Source organism: Prevotella sp. AM42-24 (assembly GCF_003461825.1).
In the GTDB taxonomy this organism is placed as follows: domain Bacteria; phylum Bacteroidota; class Bacteroidia; order Bacteroidales; family Bacteroidaceae; genus Prevotella; species Prevotella hominis.
This window is the reverse complement of record NZ_QTXV01000002.1, coordinates 117337-136129: the sequence shown is the minus strand read 5'-3', so window position 1 is coordinate 136129 and position 18793 is coordinate 117337. Positions and strand designations below refer to the sequence as shown.

16 protein-coding genes and 1 tRNA gene are annotated in these 18793 nt (G+C 45.5%); 10 read left to right on the top strand and 7 right to left on the bottom strand.

From position 1 onward, the window contains the following. Positions 1-2: 2 nt before the first annotated feature. On the top strand, positions 3-2945 hold the full coding sequence (locus DW917_RS01465; RefSeq protein ID WP_118115788.1) for a TonB-dependent receptor: 2943 nt from the start codon (positions 3-5) through the stop codon (positions 2943-2945). Between the two features lie 147 nt (positions 2946-3092). Here DW917_RS01465 and DW917_RS01460 read toward each other — a convergent pair whose 3' ends face one another. After that, entirely contained in the window at positions 3093-4796 is a 1704-nt protein-coding gene (locus DW917_RS01460) for a SulP family inorganic anion transporter (protein WP_118115785.1), read from the bottom strand. 173 nt (positions 4797-4969) lie between these two features. Here DW917_RS01460 and radA point away from each other — a divergent pair, with 173 nt between their 5' ends. From radA to DW917_RS01440, 4 genes are all read left to right on the top strand, one after another. Continuing rightward, on the top strand, positions 4970-6415 hold the full coding sequence (radA, locus tag DW917_RS01455) for a DNA repair protein RadA (RefSeq protein ID WP_118115783.1): 1446 nt from the start codon (positions 4970-4972) through the stop codon (positions 6413-6415). 65 nt (positions 6416-6480) lie between these two features. Further along, the gene (queC, locus tag DW917_RS01450; protein WP_118115781.1) at positions 6481-7134 is read left to right on the top strand and encodes a 7-cyano-7-deazaguanine synthase QueC; all 654 of its coding nucleotides are present in this window, start codon (positions 6481-6483) and stop codon (positions 7132-7134) included. Between the two features lie 49 nt (positions 7135-7183). Beyond that, on the top strand, positions 7184-8314 hold the full coding sequence (locus tag DW917_RS01445) for a TlpA disulfide reductase family protein (protein ID WP_118115779.1): 1131 nt from the start codon (positions 7184-7186) through the stop codon (positions 8312-8314). A gap of 183 nt (positions 8315-8497) precedes the next feature. After that, positions 8498-8572, top strand: a tRNA-Arg gene (locus tag DW917_RS01440). Positions 8573-8960: 388 nt separating this feature from the next. Here the strand turns inward: DW917_RS01440 and DW917_RS01435 are convergent. From DW917_RS01435 to DW917_RS01410, 6 genes are read right to left on the bottom strand one after another with little or no spacing between them, the layout of a single operon-like run. Beyond that, positions 8961-10493 carry a Na+/H+ antiporter NhaC family protein gene (locus DW917_RS01435; protein ID WP_118115777.1) on the bottom strand — a complete coding sequence of 511 codons (1533 nt, stop codon included), beginning with the start codon at positions 10491-10493 and terminating at the stop codon, positions 8961-8963. Positions 10494-10538: 45 nt separating this feature from the next. Beyond that, on the bottom strand, positions 10539-11786 hold the full coding sequence (locus tag DW917_RS01430) for an MFS transporter (RefSeq protein WP_118115775.1): 1248 nt from the start codon (positions 11784-11786) through the stop codon (positions 10539-10541). 52 nt (positions 11787-11838) lie between these two features. Then, positions 11839-12342, bottom strand: coding sequence for a methylated-DNA--[protein]-cysteine S-methyltransferase (locus DW917_RS01425; protein ID WP_118115773.1), 504 nt, complete (start codon positions 12340-12342; stop codon positions 11839-11841). A gap of 27 nt (positions 12343-12369) precedes the next feature. Beyond that, the gene (locus DW917_RS01420; RefSeq protein WP_118115771.1) at positions 12370-12756 is read right to left on the bottom strand and encodes a VOC family protein; all 387 of its coding nucleotides are present in this window, start codon (positions 12754-12756) and stop codon (positions 12370-12372) included. A gap of 41 nt (positions 12757-12797) precedes the next feature. Further along, a complete protein-coding gene (locus DW917_RS01415; protein ID WP_118115769.1) occupies positions 12798-13370 on the bottom strand; it encodes a chromate transporter in 573 nt (190 codons plus the stop codon). Between the two features lie 9 nt (positions 13371-13379). Next, a complete protein-coding gene (locus tag DW917_RS01410; protein ID WP_118115767.1) occupies positions 13380-13922 on the bottom strand; it encodes a chromate transporter in 543 nt (180 codons plus the stop codon). Positions 13923-14086: 164 nt separating this feature from the next. On the opposite strand from DW917_RS01410, the gene DW917_RS01405 reads away from it, so the two are divergent. The 5 genes from DW917_RS01405 to DW917_RS01385 are packed head-to-tail and all read left to right on the top strand — an operon-like array spanning position 14087 to position 18788. After that, on the top strand, positions 14087-15385 hold the full coding sequence (locus DW917_RS01405; protein ID WP_118115765.1) for an MFS transporter: 1299 nt from the start codon (positions 14087-14089) through the stop codon (positions 15383-15385). Positions 15386-15415: 30 nt separating this feature from the next. Next, positions 15416-15967, top strand: coding sequence for a bifunctional nuclease domain-containing protein (locus DW917_RS01400; RefSeq protein ID WP_118115763.1), 552 nt, complete (start codon positions 15416-15418; stop codon positions 15965-15967). Then, positions 15964-16689 (top strand): 16S rRNA (uracil(1498)-N(3))-methyltransferase, encoded by a 726-nt coding sequence (locus tag DW917_RS01395; protein ID WP_118115761.1) that lies wholly within the window; start codon positions 15964-15966, stop codon positions 16687-16689. Before DW917_RS01400 ends, DW917_RS01395 begins: the two co-directional genes overlap by 4 nt. 22 nt (positions 16690-16711) lie before the next feature. Next, positions 16712-18088 carry a DUF4836 family protein gene (locus DW917_RS01390; protein ID WP_370453499.1) on the top strand — a complete coding sequence of 459 codons (1377 nt, stop codon included), beginning with the start codon at positions 16712-16714 and terminating at the stop codon, positions 18086-18088. Positions 18089-18143: 55 nt separating this feature from the next. After that, positions 18144-18788: an ATP-binding cassette domain-containing protein gene (locus DW917_RS01385; protein WP_118115757.1), complete on the top strand. Its 645-nt coding sequence runs from the start codon at positions 18144-18146 to the stop codon at positions 18786-18788. Positions 18789-18793 lie beyond the last annotated feature (5 nt).

Below are 18793 nucleotides of genomic sequence, written 5' to 3'. Positions count from 1 at the left end.
CAATGAAAAAATCAATTTTGATGATGCTGTTGCTTTTGGTCTCAATAGCATCGTTTGCTCAGGAACGCTTGGTAAGCGGAGCGATTATCGACCGGGATACCAAGGATCCTGTAGAGCAGGTGACCGTCCAGTTGCTCAAAACCGATAGCACCTATGTGACGGGTGCCATCAGCAACGAGAAAGGTCTTTTCCATCTGAATGCGCCTGGAAATGGCAAGTATCTTCTGAAGATTACGAGTGTCGGATATAAGCCTACCGTGAAGCGTGTGGTTCTTGAACAGGACAAGAATCTGGCATTGGGTAATGTCGTCATCGGTGCTGATGCCATCATGCTGAAAGGAGCTGTGGTTACCGCTATGGCTCAGAAAGTAACGCTCAAGGAGGATACCTTCGTATATAATTCTGCTGCCTATCGTACGCCGGAAGGTTCGGTGGTGGAAGAACTCGTGAAGCGTCTGCCGGGTGCTGAGGTGAGCGATGACGGTACCATCAAAATCAATGGTAAGGAGGTGAAGAAAATCCTCGTTGACGGTAAGGAGTTTATGACCGGAGATACCAAGACTGCCCTCAAGAACCTGCCAACCAGTATTATTGATAAGATCAAGGCTTACGATGAGAAAAGTGATCTCTCTAAAGTGACGGGCATTGATGATGGTGAAGAACAGACCGTGCTCGACTTCAATGTGAAGAAAGGTATGAATAAGGGCTTGATGTCAAATATCGACCTGGCTATTGGCAATAAAGACAGGTATAGTGCCCGAGGTATGGGCGGATATTTCAACAGTAATAACCGGTTTATGCTTTTTGGCAATGCGAACAATACCAGCGACCGTGGCTTCGGTGGCGGTGGACCAAGGCGTGGCTTCGGCGGTGGCAATGGGTTGAATGCAAGCAAGATGCTGGCTGCCAACTATAATTATGAGGAGAAGAATAAAATCAAATTTAATACATCTCTTCGCTGGAATCACGGTGATGGTGATGTCTGGAGTCGTAGTGCCAGCGAGAATTTCATGGGAAGCAGTTCCTCTTTCTCCAATAGTCTGAGCCAGAAATTCTCTCGCAGTGACAGTTGGAATGGCAATATCCGTCTGGAGTGGATGCCGGATACAATGACCAACATCCTCTTCCGTCCTTCTATCTCATGGACTACCAATGATAGTCGCAGCACGGGTATTTCTGCATCCTACAATCAGGATCCGTACCAATATACAGAAGACCCTCTTTCTGATGAGGGCATAGAAAAGATGGATGAAGTGGATGCTGTGATCAACAGACAGAAGTCTGTAAGCTTGAGTAATTCCAAGAACAACAACATCCGCGGCATGCTCCAGTTGAATCGTAAACTCAACAATAAAGGACGTAACGTAACCCTCCGTATGGATGCCAAATATACCGATAAGGACAGTAAGAGCATCTCCCTGCAGAATGCCCATCTTTATCTGGTACAGACTGCTGCAGGTCTGGATTCCACATATCAGACCAACCGCTATAATCTGACTCCTTCCAAGGATTACAGTTACAGTGCACAGGCCACCTATAGCGAACCGCTCTGGAAGGCCACCTTCCTCCAGCTTAGCTATAAGTTCACCTACAGCTACTCCAAGAGTGACCGCAGCACCTACGATTTCAGTAAATATAGTTTTGATGGAATCAATCCAGAATACGGAGCGTGGGGCAATTATCTTGGCCGTCTGGATGGCGGACTGGGTGACTATCGAGATGACAAACTGAGCCGCTATTCAGAGTATAGAAACTATACCCATGATATTCAGGTGATGATGCGCTTCGTCCGTCAGAAGTATAATCTGAACTTCGGTGTGATGATCCAGCCTCAGCGTTCCAAGTTCATACAGGATTATCAGGGCAAATATGTAGATACGGTGCGCACGGTGACCAACGTCAGTCCGACCCTTGATTTCCGTTACCGATTCTCCAAGATGAGCAATCTGCGTGTCAACTATCGAGGAACGACTTCACAGCCAAGCATCTCTCAGTTGCTCAACATCGTAGATGACAGCGATCCGCTCAATGTCTCTATAGGTAATCCCGGTTTGAAACCTTCGTTCACTCAGAACTTCCGATTGTTCTACAACAATTTCGTTCAGAATCACAACAAGGGTGTGATGACCTATATTAACTTCTCTACGACCAGCAATAGCATCAGCAATAAGGTGACCTACGATGAGACGACTGGTGGAAGAATCACCCGACCTGAGAATATCAATGGCAACTGGAATGTGATGGGAGCCTTTATGTTCAACTGTTCTATCGACAGTGCTGGTGTATGGAATATCAATACCGATACCAATTTGGGTTATAATCACTATGTGAGTTATCTGAGTCTCGACAAGTCGCAGGATTCCCAAAAGAATACCACCCAGAATACCACGTGGAATGAGCGTCTCTCTCTGAGTTATCGCAATGATTGGTTGGAATTGTCACTCGATGGAACATTGGCTTACAATCATGCCAAGAACAAGTTGCAGCCTAACAGCAACCTGGATACCTGGCAGTTCTCTTATGGACCTTCGATGACATTGACCGCTCCTTGGGGCACAAGTTTGAATACCAGTCTCTCCTGCAGCAGTCGTCGCGGCTATTCCGATGCATCGATGAATACCGATGAGTTTGTGTGGAATGCTCAACTTTCACAGGGATTCCTGAAGGGTAAGCCTCTCACCGTGATGCTTCAGTTCTACGATCTGTTGCACCAGCAGAGTACCTTCTCGAGAGCGATTTCATCCGTTTCGCGTACGGATACGGAATACAATGCCATCAACTCTTATGCGATGCTTCACGTAGTATATCGCATGAATCTCTTCGGAGGCAAGGATGCACGCAAGGAAAATCGTGGGGAAGGTCCAGGTGGACGTCCTGATTTCCGTGGTCGCCCATTTAATGGAAGTGGTCGTCCAATGGGTCCTCCTCCAGGACGTTTCTTTTAATAGAATTTTTTAGGAGATAACTGAACTTTCGAGTTTTTAAGACGATAAGAAATAATTTAGGTATGGCTTTATAAAAGCTGAACAGCCGCTTTCTCATGTGTTCGAGAAGCGGCTGTTCTTATTTTTTTAGTTGGCTTGATCCAATATTTAGTTGGCTTGCTCCAACTTATTCTGTGCGATGATTTCCTCAGCTCGTTTGAGCGCCTTGCTAATATGGTCGGTGATATTCTCCTTACCGAGCATATTGTAGAAACCAGCGTGCTCCAACTGGAAGTTTACTTTCTCGCAAACACCGGAGAGAACGATCTGGATGTTTTCCTTCTGACTCATTTCGCAGAGGTTGGTGAGGTTGTGAATACCTGTAGAATCTACGAAAGGAACCTTGCGCATACGGATGACGCGTACCAGCGGGCGATCACCGAAGGCAGCCATCACTTCCTCAAATTTATTGCCGGCTCCGAAGAAGAAAGGACCATTGATCTCATATACCTCCACACCCTTAGGAATGGTATAGTGCTCCAGGTTGGTAGAAAGGAAGTCAAACTCTTTGTTGAGGTCAATCTCATCGTCGGTAATAGCCTTTACGTCGGTCGTCTCAGACATACGTTTCATGAAGAGCAGACAGGCGATAATCAGTCCCACTTCGATAGCTACGGTAAGGTCGAAGATGATGGTGAGGAAGAAAGTAATCAGGAGCACAGTAACATCGCTCTTAGGATTCTTCATCAGTGCTAAGAATGAACGCCAGCCAGACATACCATAAGAAACAACTACCAATACACCAGCCAGACAAGCCATAGGGATAAACTTAGCTAATGGCATCAGGAAGAGGAAGATGAACAGTAAGACGATGGCATGGATGATACCGGCCACAGGAGTCTTACCACCATTATTAATATTGGTCATCGTACGGGCGATGGCACCTGTAGCTGGAATACCGCCGAAGAGAGGAGAGGCGATATTGGCCAATCCCTGTGCCACCAACTCTGTATTGGAATCGTGGTGGTCGCTGATTACACCATCTGCCACGGTAGCAGAAAGCAGACTCTCAATGGCACCGAGAATAGCGATGGTGATGGCAGGAGACACCAGGTTCTTGATGGTTTCCCAGTTGATTTCAGGCACCTGTGCCGCAGGCAGTTCATTGCTGATGGAAAAACGGTCTCCGATGGTCTCGATGCTTGTCACACCGGCATATTGTTTCAGGATGAGCGCTACTATCGTCATCAGGATAATGGCGATGAGCGAACCCGGAATCTTCTTGCTGAAACGAGGAGTGATGGCAATGACAATCACGCTCACCACACCGATGAGGGCACACCAAGGGTCGATGGTATCGAAACTCTGGAAATAAACGCCCCATTTCTCGATAAAGTCAGAAGGATTGCTGGCTAAGGTCAAGCCAAAGAGATCCTTGATCTGTGTGGTGAAGATGGTAACAGCGATACCACTGGTAAATCCCACTACGATTGGGTAAGGAATGTACTTGATGATGGTGCCGAGTCGGAGCAGTCCGAAGAGTACCAGGAAGAGACCCGCCATCAATGTGGCGATGGTCAGTCCCTCCATGCCATACTTCTGGATGATGCCATAGATGATGACGATGAAGGCTCCCGTAGGACCACCAATCTGCACTTTACTACCGCCAAAGACGGAGATGATAAGACCTGCCACAATGGCGGTGATAATTCCCTTCTCTGGGGTCACGCCTGAGGCAATACCGAATGCGATGGCCAGAGGCAGGGCTACGATTCCCACGATGATTCCTGCCATGAGGTCAGACATGAATGTTTTCTTGTTGTATGTCTTCAGACTAGAAAACAAGCTTGACTTGATTGCTATTGCTTTCATTACCTTATTAAAAAATTATATTGTATTTTTTGTTATCCAAAAATATCGCTTGCAAAGGTACGATAAATATTTTAAATAACAAAATGTTTTTTAATGTTTCTTAATTGTCGATCTCGTTTCATTGATTTAGCGTACTTTTGTACGTCATCTAAGGTTTAGATAGCATACAGATTATGGCAAAAGACAAGATAGCATACGTTTGCAGCAATTGCGGACAGGAATCAGCCAAGTGGATTGGCAAATGTCCGAGTTGTGGACAATGGAATACTTTTAAGGAAATCCGAATCGCAGGAGAAACGGGAACCCAGGCTGCCCGAAATGCGGGCATGACGATGAGACATGGTGGCGCAGCTACTATGTTTGGCGGCGTGCGTGCTTCGGATGGCGCAGTCCAACCCATGAAGCTTCGTGATATCTCTGCCCACGATGAACCCCGTATTGATATGCATGATGAGGAACTGAACCGTGTGCTCGGTGGGGGAATGGTGCAGGGCAGTATCACTTTGTTGGGTGGTGAACCGGGTATCGGTAAGAGTACGCTCACACTGCAGACCATTCTCAATATCCCTGAAAAGAAAGTGCTCTATGTGAGCGGAGAGGAGAGTGCGCATCAGATCAAGTTGAGAGCCGACAGGTTGGCTTCTTCGATCACACCCGATGGAACGGATGTGAATCTCGACCATATCTCTATCCTTTGTGAAACTTCCTTAGAGAAGATATTCTCCCATATCCAGCAGGTGGCTCCGGAAATCGTAGTCATTGACTCTATCCAGACCATCGCAACAGAGGATGTGGATAGCAGTCCGGGCAGTGTCTCGCAGGTCAGAGAGTGTGCTGCAGCATTGTTGCGATTTGCCAAAACCAGTGGCATTCCTGTTATCCTGATAGGACATATTAATAAAGAGGGAACGCTTGCAGGACCTAAGATACTGGAACATATCGTGGATACCGTCATCCAGTTTGAGGGCGACCAGCATTATATGTATCGCATCCTCCGTAGTATCAAAAACCGATTTGGAAGTACTTCGGAATTGGGAATCTATGAGATGCAGCAGGGAGGACTCCGCCAGGTCAGTAATCCGTCAGAACTCCTCTTGACTGAGGATCACGACGGACTTTCGGGAGTGGCCATTAGCAGTGCCATCGAGGGTGTGCGCCCATTCCTGGTCGAGACTCAAGCCTTGGTTTCCACTGCCGCCTATGGAACTCCCCAGCGCTCAGCTACGGGTTTCGACCAGCGCCGACTTAACATGCTTTTGGCCGTATTGGAAAAGCGCGTGGGATTCAAGTTAATGCAGAAGGACGTGTTCCTGAATATAGCAGGAGGACTGAGAGTCACTGACTTGGCGATGGATTTGAGCGTGATAGCCGCTGTCTTGAGCAGTAATGTGGATACAGCCATAGAGGCTGGCTGGTGTATGTGTGGCGAGGTAGGTCTGAGCGGAGAAGTGCGCCCCGTAAGCCGTATCGAACAGCGAATAGCTGAGGCTGAGAAGCTCGGTTTTCAGCACATCATCATCCCTAAATACAATTATTCGGGATTTGATCATTCGAAATACAAGATAGAGATTCACCCGGTCAGAAAGGTGGAAGAGGCGCTGAGATGCCTGTTCGGATAGAGGCTTTTTGAAAGGTAAAAAGGTAAAAAAGTAAAAAGTTAAGAAAGTAAAAATATATAGAGGAAATGAAAGATTCAGTGATTATTGTGAGTGGTGGTATGGACAGTATCACGCTGCTCTACGACAAGAAGGACGAAATCGCTTTGGGCATCAGTTTCAATTATGGTTCCAATCATAATGAGCGTGAGATTCCCTTTGCCAAAATGCATTGCGAGCGTCTTGGCATCAAGCATATTTCTATCGATTTGGGCTTTATGCACCAGTATTTCAAGAGCAGTCTCCTTGAAGGAGCCGATGCTATCCCAGAAGGGCATTATGCTGATGACAATATGAAATCCACGGTGGTTCCTTTCCGTAATGGCATCATGCTGAGCATCGCCATCGGCATTGCAGAGAGCAATCAGCTGAAGAAGGTGCTTATAGCCAATCATGGAGGAGATCATACGATTTATCCCGACTGTCGTCCTGAGTTCATTGATGCCATCGACAAGGCGGCGCAGGCAGGTACTTTCGTAGATGTGCAGGTGAGTGCTCCTTATACCAATATCACCAAGGCTGATATTGCTCGTATCGGCAAGAAGTTGGGAATCGACTATGCTGAAACCTGGAGCTGCTACAAGGGCGGCGAAATCCATTGCGGTAAATGCGGCACATGCGTAGAACGCAAGGAAGCGCTTGCCGAGGCAGGTATCGAGGATACAACCGTATATGAAGCCTGAGAATGACGTGTATAAGATTAAAATTAGTAAATGACAAAATAACAACAAAATGAAAAAGAATTTGATTTTGAGTGCAGCTCTTTTGCTTTCTGCAACTGCAGCGATGGCACAGAGTGGCACTTTCACATTGAAGGCCAACTTGAAGAACTTTGGTGACACCGTGATAGTCTTTAAGAACAGAGGTGTGAAGAACGATACCATCTTGGTAAAGAAGGATAAGTTCACTTATACCACCACTTTGGATAAGCCAATGTCTATCATTTTCGCAACTCCAGGTACATTCCGCAACACAGAGTACAAGATGGCTCGCATCGTAGCAGTACCAGGTGAGAAAGCAGAGCTCGTAGGTGATGTTCTCACCCGTTACGATATCTCTGGTAGCAATTTCTACAAGCAGTATCATTCATTGGATCTGATGTTGGAAGAGGCAGAGAAGCCTTTCACAGAGTTGCGCAAGTCTATCGAGGACCGCATGAAGAACGGTGGCGATCAGAATGCTCTCCGCAAGGAATATCAGGAGAAGGCTATGGAACTCGAGAAGACACGCAATGAGAAGGTAATGAATTACATTTCCCTGCATGCCAACGAGGAGGCTACTGCAGCACTCGTTCCTCAGTTCCAGGAGTATGACGTCATGCAGAAGGTTGTCAATATGCTTTCAGAGTCAGTTCGCAATGGTCGTATGAAGGCATTCTATCAGCCAATGTTGGATCAGGCAAAGGCTCAGATGGAGGCAGAGGAGAAGGCAAAGAAAGTACAGGCAGCCGGTGTTGAGGCTCCTGATTTCACCTTGAAGGATATTGAGGGCAACGACTTCACCCTTTCCAGTTTGCGTGGCAAGTATGTAGTTCTCGATTTCTGGGGTTCATGGTGCGGTTGGTGCATCAAGGGTATGCCTCAGATGAAGGAGTACTATACCAAGTATGCTGGCAAGTTTGAGATAGTAGGTATCGATTGCAATGATACCGAGCAGAAGTGGAAGGATGCTGTGAAGAAGCACGAGTTGCCATGGAAGCATGTTTACAATCCACGTAATGGTGCCGAGAATATTTGTGACAAGTATGCCATTCAGGGTTTCCCTACCAAGATTGTTCTTTCGCCAGAGGGTAAGATTGTGAAGACCATCGTAGGCGAGGATCCTGCATTCTATACATTGCTCGACGAGTTGCTCGGCAAGTAAATCTTGCGTGCTGGTTATCAGGGGCAGATTGGCAGTAAATATCCCGCTGTTTTCCTTTCAGACGGGGTTATTTGCTTCTAAATAAGCATAAACAGCCAAATATTTGCAAAAATATTTGGCTGTTTCAATAAAAAGTTGTACCTTTGCACCCGCAAGTTTAGAAATTGCAAATGATTAATTGATGGTTCCGTAGCTCAGTTGGATTAGAGCAACAGCCTTCTAAGCTGTGGGTCTTGGGTTCGAACCCCAACGGAATCACAAAAATCATGGAGAAAGAGGTTTGTCAGGAGTTCCTGGTGAGCCTCTTTTCTGTTTAATATAAGTCAATGGCTGCCGTTAGAATTGTGATTGCCTTGCTTTTTGGACAAAACTGGGGCTTCACTCAGGAGGATATGTATAGACCCAACAACAAATATTGAGGGATGGAAAGGAGTCATGGACATTTAGAACAAAGAAAAACGTCCCTTCTGCAGATTTGTATCATAAAATAGTGGTAGTGGAGACTTCCCCACTCTGCAAAGGCTAAGTCTTGGTACGGAGAGGATACGGACTTGGTATGAAGGTAGTCTTGCTTCTTTTGCTTGGTTTCCTTTTGAATCTTTTTTCATTTTTATGAGTCTCCTATATCTATGAATCTCCTATATATTTAATGGATATCAGACTCTTCCGCTACAGATGCTTTGCTTTCCTTGGGTTGTGGTTTGGGTACGAAACCTAGAATGGCAACCAGACAACTCATCAAAGGACTGATGATATTGAAGAAACAGAATGGGAGATAGATCAGAGTTGGGATTCCAAGAACCGTACTTTGCGTCATACCGCAGGCAGTCCATGGAACCAGTACGCTCGTCACGGTAGCACTATCCTCTGTACTTCGGCTTAAGAGTTCAGGTCGGTAACCTCGTTCTGCATACTCATCCTTGTAGATAGATGCATTCATGATGATACTCAGGAACTGATCGCCCATAACGAGATTGAGCAACACACCCGATGCCACAGTACTGCATACAAGTGATATTGTGCTGTGTATGCTTTTCAGAAGCATGTGGGTGATAGCGTGAAGCATGCCGCTGGCTACCATACATGACCCGAAACACATGGCACAGAGGATGAGCCAGATGGTATTGAGTATGCCAGCCATGCCTCGGGTGGCAACAAGATTATTGATGTTCGCCATACCGCAATCTACCTGGGTATGAGTGTAGCAGGTGGTCATGATTCCCTCAAAGAGACTCTTGGCAGTGATGCTGTCTTCGTCAGCAATCTTTACCAGTACTTCCGGTTGGAGGACGAGGGCACAGATGCATGCTGAAAGGGCAGAAAGAAGAAGTGTGATGAGAGAGGGGGGCTTGCGGTAGATGAGCCATCCTGTAAAAGCTGGAACGAGCATCGTAAGTAGGGAGATATTGAAACCATGACTCAGACCAGTAAGATACTGGCTAATATCCACAGGCTTGGAATCATAGCAGAGTCCGATGATGAGATAGAGTACCAGCGAGAGCAAGATGCTTGGTATGGTGGTATAGAGCATGTAGCGAATATGCGAGAAAAGATCGGCACCGGCTATGCTTGAAGCCAGGACCGTGGTATCGCTCATAGGTGAGAGCTTATCACCAAAATAGGCTCCCGAAATGATGGCTCCAGCGGTATATGGGGCTGGTATTCCCAGGGCATCACCGATTCCCATCAGGGCAATACCGATGGTGGCAATGGTGGTCCATGAGGTTCCCGTCATCACAGAAATAATGCTGGAGATGATGCATGCGCAGGGAAGGAAAAAGATTGGTGACATAATCTGTACGCCATAATATATCAATGTAGGTACTACGCCACTGATCATCCAGGTTGCTGACATCATTCCTATGAGCAGCAGGATCAGGATAGATACTCCGGCATCGCCCACCGTCTTTTTAATCATCTCTTCAAAGATATTCCATTTCATCCTATAGATGCCCATGCCGAGTGCCACACATACGGCAGTGGCTATCATAAGGGCCACCTGGGAGGCACCGGCCAGGGCATCGTCAGGGAAGAGTTTGACAACCATGACGATGAGGGCGATAAGTACTGCCAGTGGTATGACAGAAATGAAAGGATGTGGACTAGCTGGCTGCTGCGGTGGGCAGGATACCTGATTCTCTGCAGCTTGAGATTTCTGTTTCTTTTCTTCTTGTTCCATTTTTAATACTCTCTTATACAATTATTTAAAATCAAAGTCTTTCATTTACTTTGCGTTTTCATCAGTTTCTTTAACGCTTCTCTTCTGGGTATTCGGCAAGAATCCTGCTATGATGCCGAGCAATGGCAGGAAGGCACTCACCTGGAAGATAAACTCAATACTGGTCTTGTCGGCTAACCAGCCGAAGAACGCGGAACCAAGTCCTCCCAGTCCGAACATCAGTCCGAAGAAAATGCCTGCTATTAATCCCACTTTATCCGGCATTAGGTCGGTGGCATATACCACGATGGAAGAGAATGCCGATGCGATGATCAGTCCTGACATGAAGGTGCAGATGATGGTCCATGTGAAGTTCACGAAAGGCATGGCGATGGCAAAAGGTGCGGCACCCAGAATGGAGAACCAGATGACATACTTTCTACCGAATTTGTCACCCAACATTCCTCCAGCCACAGTACCAATTGCAAAGGCGGCCAAGAATACGAAGAGGCACAACTGAGAGGTCTGTACTGATACCCCGAACTTATCCATCAGGAAGAAGGTGAAGTAACTCGTAATGCACGCCGTATAGAAATACTTGGAGAACACGAGCATGATGAGGATAAATAGTGCCCAATACTTCACCCTTTTAGAGATATGGTTATTAAGAAGGGGCTGTTTCTGTGGATGTTTTACCACGTAAGCCAATCGTGCTTTATACCAGACTCCCAATCTTACCATGATGATTGCGGCAAGCAGGGCTGCAAGGGCAAACAAGGAGATGGCATGCTGGCCGAAAGGCAGGATGATGATGGCTGCTAACAGTGGTCCTATTGCCGATCCGCCATTGCCGCCCACCTGGAAGATGGATTGTGCCAGACTCTTCTTACCTCCCGATGCCATCTGGGCCACTCTCGATGCTGTGGGATGAAACACGGACGAACCCAGGCCGACAACGCTCACTGCCAGGAGAATCAGGAAATAATTCTCGGCGAAAGCCAGCAGGAGCAGGCCCACCAATGTGAAGCACATGCCGATGGAGAGGGCATAGGGACGGGGATGCTTATCGGCATAAAGTCCTGTGAAAGGTTGCAAGATGGAAGATGTCATCTGGAAGACCAGTGTGATGATACCTATCTGTGCAAACGAGAAGTCGAACTTATCCTTCACGATCGGGTAGATGGAAGGAATGATCGACTGAATCATATCGTTCAGAAAATGGGAAACACTGCAGATGATGAGCATGGAATATACCGTGCCCTCTATCATCTTGGGATTACCCTTGATTTTATTACCTATTGACTTGATATTCATTTTGTTTTTTACAAATCTTATTGAATTTACAAATGATGGAATGCTTTTATGATTATTCTGTCTCCAGCTCCAGCAAAATTCTCTTAGCTTCCAGTCCTCCGGCAAAACCTGTCAGGGAACGGTTGCTGCCGATAACGCGATGGCAAGGAATAAGAATACTGATGCCATTGACTCCGATAGCTCCTGCTACGGCTCTGCTTCCCTTAGGATTGCCTATATTTTGAGCTATGTCCTTATAGCTTCTAGTTTCACCGTATGGTATTTCGAGCAAAGCACTCCATACTTTTTTCTGGAAATCTGTTCCTACAGGATACAATGGAATTTCGAATGACCTGCGGGTGCCCAAAAAATATTCATCCAGTTGCAGCTTGGTCTGTTCCAGAACAAGAGATGTTTCAATCTTGAAATCTGCATTCATATACCTTGTAAGTCTATTTTTATTGTGCTCTGCACATGGCATTTTATTCCAATCACAAAGACACAAATCATCACCCACTGATGCCAGAATTAACTCTCCGCAGGGCGAGTTGTAATATTGGATGTTTATTTGCTGCATTTTTTCAAATACGATTAAACGGAATCTTTATTTTTCATACAGTTCTATCGGTAAACCATCTGGGTCACTGAAGAATACAAATCGCTTGCCTGTATATTCATCCGTGCGAATGGGTTCATGCACGATGCCTTTACTGTCTAGTTCATCAATTGTCTCCAAAAGGTCATCTACCTCAAAAGCAAGATGGCGCAGACCGGCTGCTTCCGGATAGGAAGGACGTGCTGGTGGGTTAGGGAAGGAGAATAACTCGATGATATAGTTGTCATCAAGCCAGCAGTCAGCTTTCCAGGAGTCACGTTCCTTACGATAGTTTTCACTCATAATCTTCATTCCGAGCACATCTGTGTAGAAATGCTTGGATTTCGCATAGTCGGAACAAATCACGGCTACATGATGGATTTTGTTAAGCTTCATATTTCTTAAATATTTCTCATCGGTTTGTTTATCATGCTTTTCTATAATATGAATATTCCGATGAGACCACAAAGCAGCATGACTAAAATAGGATTCGTCTTCCTTACTTTTGTGAAATAAAAGGCGAAGGCAAAGAGGAGTATGCTGATGGTAAACTGGTATGGACTCTCTTCTGGCGAACCGAAATTCTCCTTGTTCATCAATAATACTGCTGCGGCGGCTATCAGACCTATAATGGCTGGACGGAGACCGCTGAAAATGTTCTGCACATCCTTGGAATCCTTGTGGCTCATTAAATACCGACTGATTAAAATCATGATGATAAAGGGTAACCATATGATTGAAAGGGAGGCTATGAATGAACCTATACAGGCTACCCAATGGGAATAGCCTGCATGAAGTACGGAGGTGTAACCTACATAAGTGGCACAGTTGATACCGATTGGTCCAGGTGTGGACTGGCTGATAGCTACGATGTCCGTGAACTCGGCATTCGTGAGCCAGTGATTTTTTACTACTGTCTCATTGTGGATGAGCGAAAGCATGGCATAGCCTCCGCCAAAATTGAATGTTCCTATCTTTGTGAACGTGAGAAATAAATTCAGAAAAATCATACTTGCTTTTTATTTGTCCTTTTTGATGATTCTGCCATAAAGCCAACCGAGTACACCGGCAGCGATGATGACATAAATAGGGGATACGGCGAATATCGGCAATGCGATGAGCGCACAGCATACGATCGGTATCCAAAAATTGTACTTATTGATATTGGCTGTCTTTGCCATCTTAAAACAAGGTGCTGCTATCAGGGCTACTACAGCTGGTCTTACACCTGCAAAAAACTTAGCCACCCAGTAATTGTCCTTGAAATGCTGGAAGAACATAGCGATGATGAGGATGGCGATGATTGATGGCAAGGCTATACCGATGGCGCCCACGATGCCTCCCCATACTCCTTTTAATTTATATCCGATATGACTGGCCATGTCGATGGCAAATATTCCCGGAGTGGTCTGCGCTACTACCATGATGTCCATGAACTCCTGTTTGTCCATCCACTTGTTTTTATCCACAAACTCTCTCTCCATGATGGGGATCATGGCATAGCCTCCTCCCAAGGTGAAAGCCCCAATCTTGTTGCACGTCGCAAAAAAATTCAATAACATCTGTCTTTCTGTTTTAATTTGGCTGCAAAATTACACATAATTTGTTAAATATAGACCATAACTTCATGAGATTTTTTTATTTTCTTGTTTTATTTCAAGAATATTCATTATCTTTGCATTTTATAAAAACGCATTTTGAATTAAACTTAAAAAAATATAATAGCATGAATTTAAAAGTACGTTTGGCAGTGATGAACTTCTTAGAGTTTGCTGTCTGGGGAGCTTATCTTACTTCTATGGGTAATTATCTTGGCAAAGCTGGCATGGGTGCCGAAATTGCCTGGTTTTACGCTATTCAGGGAATAGTGTCTATCTTTATGCCTACCTTGATGGGTATTGTTGCTGATAAATGGATTCAGCCTCAACGCCTCCTCGGATATTGCCATCTCTTAGCAGGTTTGGGGATGTGTGCGCTCTTTGCTATGGGACAGGCTGCGGCTCAACCGGACGAGGTGCTCTTTATTTCTGTCTATACCTTCAGTGTGGCTTTCTATATGCCTACACTCGCACTGTCAAACACGGCTGCTTTCACCATTCTCAAGGATCATGGACTGGATACGGTGAAGGACTTCCCACCTATCCGTGTGTTCGGTACTGTCGGCTTCATCCTCATGATGTGGGTGGTGAATTGTGCGACATGGGAAGACGGTTCTTTCTCTTTCCTCCTTATAGAAAATGCAAATAAGTTCCAATATACGCATCTGCAGTTCCTCATGTCGGGATTGATGAGCTTTGTGCTTTTCCTCTATTGCTATTCCTTGCCTCAGTGTAAGATAGTAAGGAAGGAAAACCAGAGTATTGCGGAGATGTGGGGACTGGATGCCTTCAAACTGTTTAAGTCTAAGCAGATGGCGCTGTTCTTTATTTTCTCCTGCCTATTGGGCATGTCTCTGCAGGTGACCAATGGTTATGCTACTCCTTTTATTACCAGTTTCAAGGGAGATCCTGCTATGATAGATACGTTTGCTGCCAATAATGCTACTCTGTTGGTTTCTATATCTCAGGTGGCTGAGGCACTGTGTATCCTGCTGATTCCGTTCTTCCTGAAGCGTTTTGGTATCAAGGTGGTGATGTTGATAGCCATGTTTGCCTGGGTGCTCCGATTTGGATTCTTCGGATTGGGTAATCCTGCTTTCCCTGGTGTCATCCTCTTTGTGGCTTCCTGCATCGTATATGGTGTGGCTTTCGACTTCTTCAATGTTTCGGGCGGCTTGTTTGTTGACCAGAAATGCGACCCGAAGATTAGGGCATCTGCTCAGGGACTGTTTATGCTGATGACGAATGGTCTGGGTGCTACGATCGGTACGCTGTTGGCTGGACAGGTGATCAATCATTATTGCCAGTTCAACGAACAGGGTTATCTGATGGGCGATTGGAGAAGTTGCTGGTTGATTTTTGCCGGTTATGCGCTTGTTGTAGCCGTACTCTTTGCTTTCTTGTTTAAACCCAAGAAGCTGAACTAATGTGTGATTTTTTATAGGAGATGATTATTTATGGACTCTTTATTATTAATTAAAAGTGTTTCCGAGATTTTGGGAATCAAGGATGTGGCTCTGGTGTCTTTGGTTAATGCTACAGAGACAAGACAGATTGTCGTTTCTTGTGAGCTGGAGATGCGTGATCTGATCATGAAGTATATGACGGATAGGCCTGAGACCCAGATGCTTTTCCCCAGTGTGGTGAATGATATCTTAGCTACGCGGGATAAGAGTTCGCTGGAGGTCAGGATCAATGGTGTCAAAGATGGTGTTTATCAAACTGAAATTTATGATCGGTTGACACAGAAGTCTTTCCCTATCAGATGTAGTGATGGAATTTTTATGTCTGTTGCCTGCAAGCTTCATATTTATGCTTCGGCAGAGGTGATGCGCCTTCATTCAATTCCTTACGTAACGGGTGCTACGAAGGTTGGACTTCCTTTATCCGTACTCTCTGAAAAGTTGCTCAAGAATTCTCTCCAGATGGCGATTGAGACTGAAAACTATGAGATGGCTTCCAATTTGCGGGATGAACTCAATAAAAGACATAAAGATAAGCACGAATGAAAGAGATAAGATATTTTTTTGTGCCTGATGCAGGCAAAGTGACTGAATTGCCTCAGGAGGAGGCTAAGCATGCACTGAAAGTGTTGCGCCTCACCTCGGGTGATGAGATAAATCTGATGGACGGCGAGGGGAACTTCTATCGTGCTGAAGTTAGCCTCGCCTCCAGTAAGCACTGTCTCTATCAGATATTGGAGACCTTCCCTCAACAGCCTGCCTGGAAGGGAAAGGTGCATCTGGCTATTGCGCCTACGAAGATGATGGACCGTATCGAATGGATGGCTGAAAAGGCTACGGAAATCGGTTTTGATGAACTCTCTTTCCTCTCTGCCAAATTTTCTGAGCGCAAGACTATTCGTGTGGACCGCGTGGACAAGATTGTTGTTTCTGCCGTCAAGCAGAGCCATAAGGCTTGGAAACCGGTGGTGAATGAGATGATTCCTTTTAAGGAGTTTATAGCCCAGCCTCGCACGGGGAAAAAATATATCTGCCACTGCTATGAGGAGATAGACAAGGTGGACTTGTTTGCTGAACTCCAGAAGCCTTTGGATCATGAGGGGGATGTGACGATTCTCGTGGGTCCGGAGGGGGATTTCTCTATCGAAGAGGTGCAGTTGGCCTTGCAACATGGATATGTATCGGTGAGTCTTGGTACCAGCCGATTACGTACGGAGACCGCTGGTCTGATGGCTGTGGCTATGGCTAATTTGGCTCGACGCATTTAATTTAATTTATATAATGGAACTGATGAAAAAAATGAATATCAGCATGGCACTTGCCTGGCTGATTACGGGAATGGTATTTTTCTGTTCCTGTTCTGGGTCTGATTATATCAACGCTATTCCTGCCAACAGTTCTGCACTCATCTCCATTGATATGCAGAAAATGGCTGAGAGTAATCCGCAAGCCAGTAAGACTGGTGTATTGAAGTCTTTGCTTCATGTGGAGGATGTGACTGATTGTGGCATTGATGTTTCTGAAAAAATGTATCTCTTTGAGACTGTTGATGGGAACTTGGGACTTTGTGCAAAGGTTTCTGATGCTGCCGATTTGGAAGATTGGTTAAACAAATTATCGAAGGAACAGAAACTTTGCGAAAATGTAACTGAAAAGAAAGGCTTTCATTTTTCTGTGCTCAAGAATTCCTGGTTGGTAGGTTTCTCAGATCAGGCACTCCTCATCATGGGACCTGTTGTTGCTGATGCTCAGGCTGAACTGCAACGCATGATGATCAAGTATCTGAAGGCTGACGAAGAACATGGCATCCAGTCTTCTCCGATGTTTGAACGTCTCGATTCAATCTCTTCTCCGATGGCATTAGTGGCTCAGGCTCAGGCTTTGCCAGAGAAGTTTGTGGCTCCTTTCACCTTGGGCGCTCCTAAGAATGCGGATGCTTCTCAAATCATCATTGCTGCCGAAATGAATCTACAGAAGGGTATGCTCAGAATCAAAGGCAAGACTTTCTCTTTCAATCCTGATATCAATCAGGCTCTCCAGTCTGCGGTTGCTTCTTACCGTCCTATACAGGGCAAGTATCTGGAATCGATGCCTGATGATGCTACTGCTGGTATCTTCATGAATGTGGATGGTAAGAAATTCCTGCCGATGATGCAGACCAATAAGGGTATCCAACAGCTTTTACTTGGCATCAATGCGGCTATTGATATGGATAATATCATCAGGAGTGTGAATGGTGATATGGCTATCGTACTACCTTCTTTCTCTGATGCTAATCTGAAGATGACGATGGCTGCGCAATTGGCTCATTATCAGTGGTTGGCAGATGTAGATTACTGGAAAGAGTCATGTCCTAAGGGGGCTTCTATTGCCGACTGGGGGAAGAATGCCTATTATTACACGGATGGGAAAACGTCTTTCTATTTCGGTGTTAGCGATGACAAACAGTTCTTTAGCGGAAGTGACGAGCTGCTTGCTTCCTATGCCATCAAGCGTTCTAATCATCCGGTTTCTGCGGATATCAGAAAAGAAATCAAAGGGCAGAAGTTGGCGATGGTTATCAATCTCAACAAAACTGGTAACAGCGGTGATGCCATGGCGGCAGTTACTTCTCTGCTGAGTCCGATTTTCGGAAATCTCAATTCCGTCGTATATACATTGAAGTAATGGTAAACTAAGTTTTTAAAATATAAATAACTAAGTTTTTTAAATATATATCAAAGTGGAAACAATTCAGTTTCAATCTGTTCTCCCTCAGGTCTTTGCGCAGCGCAATGATCTTGATTCGGAGATCTGGCAGCAGGATGTCTCTTTTGAGAAAGGGCATCTTTATCTTGTTGAAGCAGACAGCGGAAAGGGTAAGAGTACTTTCTGCAGTTATGTTTTGGGGTATCGTCACGACTATAGCGGAAGTGTGTTGTTTGACAAGGATGTGACCGCTCATTATCAGGTGAAAGATTGGGTAGAGGTGAGAAAGCGACATATCAGTCATCTCTTTCAGGAACTTCGTCTTTTCCCAGAACTCACGGCGATGGAGAATGTTGAAATCAAAAACAAAATCACAGGATTTCAGCAGAAAGATACCATCCTACAATGGTTTGAAAGATTGGGCATTGCTGATAAGGTGGATTCCAAGATAGGGCGTATGTCCTTTGGTCAGCAGCAGCGTGTGGCTATGATTCGTGCACTGTGTCAGCCTTTCGATTTTATCTTGGCTGATGAGCCTATCAGTCACCTGGATGATACCAATTCTCGCATCATGGGAAATATCATGATGGAAGAAGCGGGCAGACAGGGGGCTGGTGTCATCGTGACCAGTATCGGTAAGCACATGGATCTTGCCTACGAAAAGATTGTAAGATTATAGTTTAG

Coding starts and splice junctions, on each gene's coding strand:
- DW917_RS01420 (WP_118115771.1), bottom strand. CDS start 12,756: ATGAAGCTTAACAAAATCCATCATGTAGCCGTGATTTGTTCCGACTAT.
- DW917_RS01430 (WP_118115775.1), bottom strand. CDS start 11,786: ATGAATATCAAGTCAATAGGTAATAAAATCAAGGGTAATCCCAAGATG.
- DW917_RS01400 (WP_118115763.1), top strand. CDS start 15,416: ATGGACTCTTTATTATTAATTAAAAGTGTTTCCGAGATTTTGGGAATC.
- DW917_RS01410 (WP_118115767.1), bottom strand. CDS start 13,922: ATGTTATTGAATTTTTTTGCGACGTGCAACAAGATTGGGGCTTTCACC.
- DW917_RS01435 (WP_118115777.1), bottom strand. CDS start 10,493: ATGGAACAAGAAGAAAAGAAACAGAAATCTCAAGCTGCAGAGAATCAG.
- DW917_RS01395 (WP_118115761.1), top strand. CDS start 15,964: ATGAAAGAGATAAGATATTTTTTTGTGCCTGATGCAGGCAAAGTGACT.
- DW917_RS01405 (WP_118115765.1), top strand. CDS start 14,087: ATGAATTTAAAAGTACGTTTGGCAGTGATGAACTTCTTAGAGTTTGCT.
- DW917_RS01445 (WP_118115779.1), top strand. CDS start 7,184: ATGAAAAAGAATTTGATTTTGAGTGCAGCTCTTTTGCTTTCTGCAACT.
- DW917_RS01465 (WP_118115788.1), top strand. CDS start 3: ATGAAAAAATCAATTTTGATGATGCTGTTGCTTTTGGTCTCAATAGCA.
- DW917_RS01415 (WP_118115769.1), bottom strand. CDS start 13,370: ATGATTTTTCTGAATTTATTTCTCACGTTCACAAAGATAGGAACATTC.
- DW917_RS01425 (WP_118115773.1), bottom strand. CDS start 12,342: ATGCAGCAAATAAACATCCAATATTACAACTCGCCCTGCGGAGAGTTA.
- DW917_RS01460 (WP_118115785.1), bottom strand. CDS start 4,796: ATGAAAGCAATAGCAATCAAGTCAAGCTTGTTTTCTAGTCTGAAGACA.
- queC (WP_118115781.1), top strand. CDS start 6,481: ATGAAAGATTCAGTGATTATTGTGAGTGGTGGTATGGACAGTATCACG.
- radA (WP_118115783.1), top strand. CDS start 4,970: ATGGCAAAAGACAAGATAGCATACGTTTGCAGCAATTGCGGACAGGAA.
- DW917_RS01390 (WP_370453499.1), top strand. CDS start 16,712: ATGAAAAAAATGAATATCAGCATGGCACTTGCCTGGCTGATTACGGGA.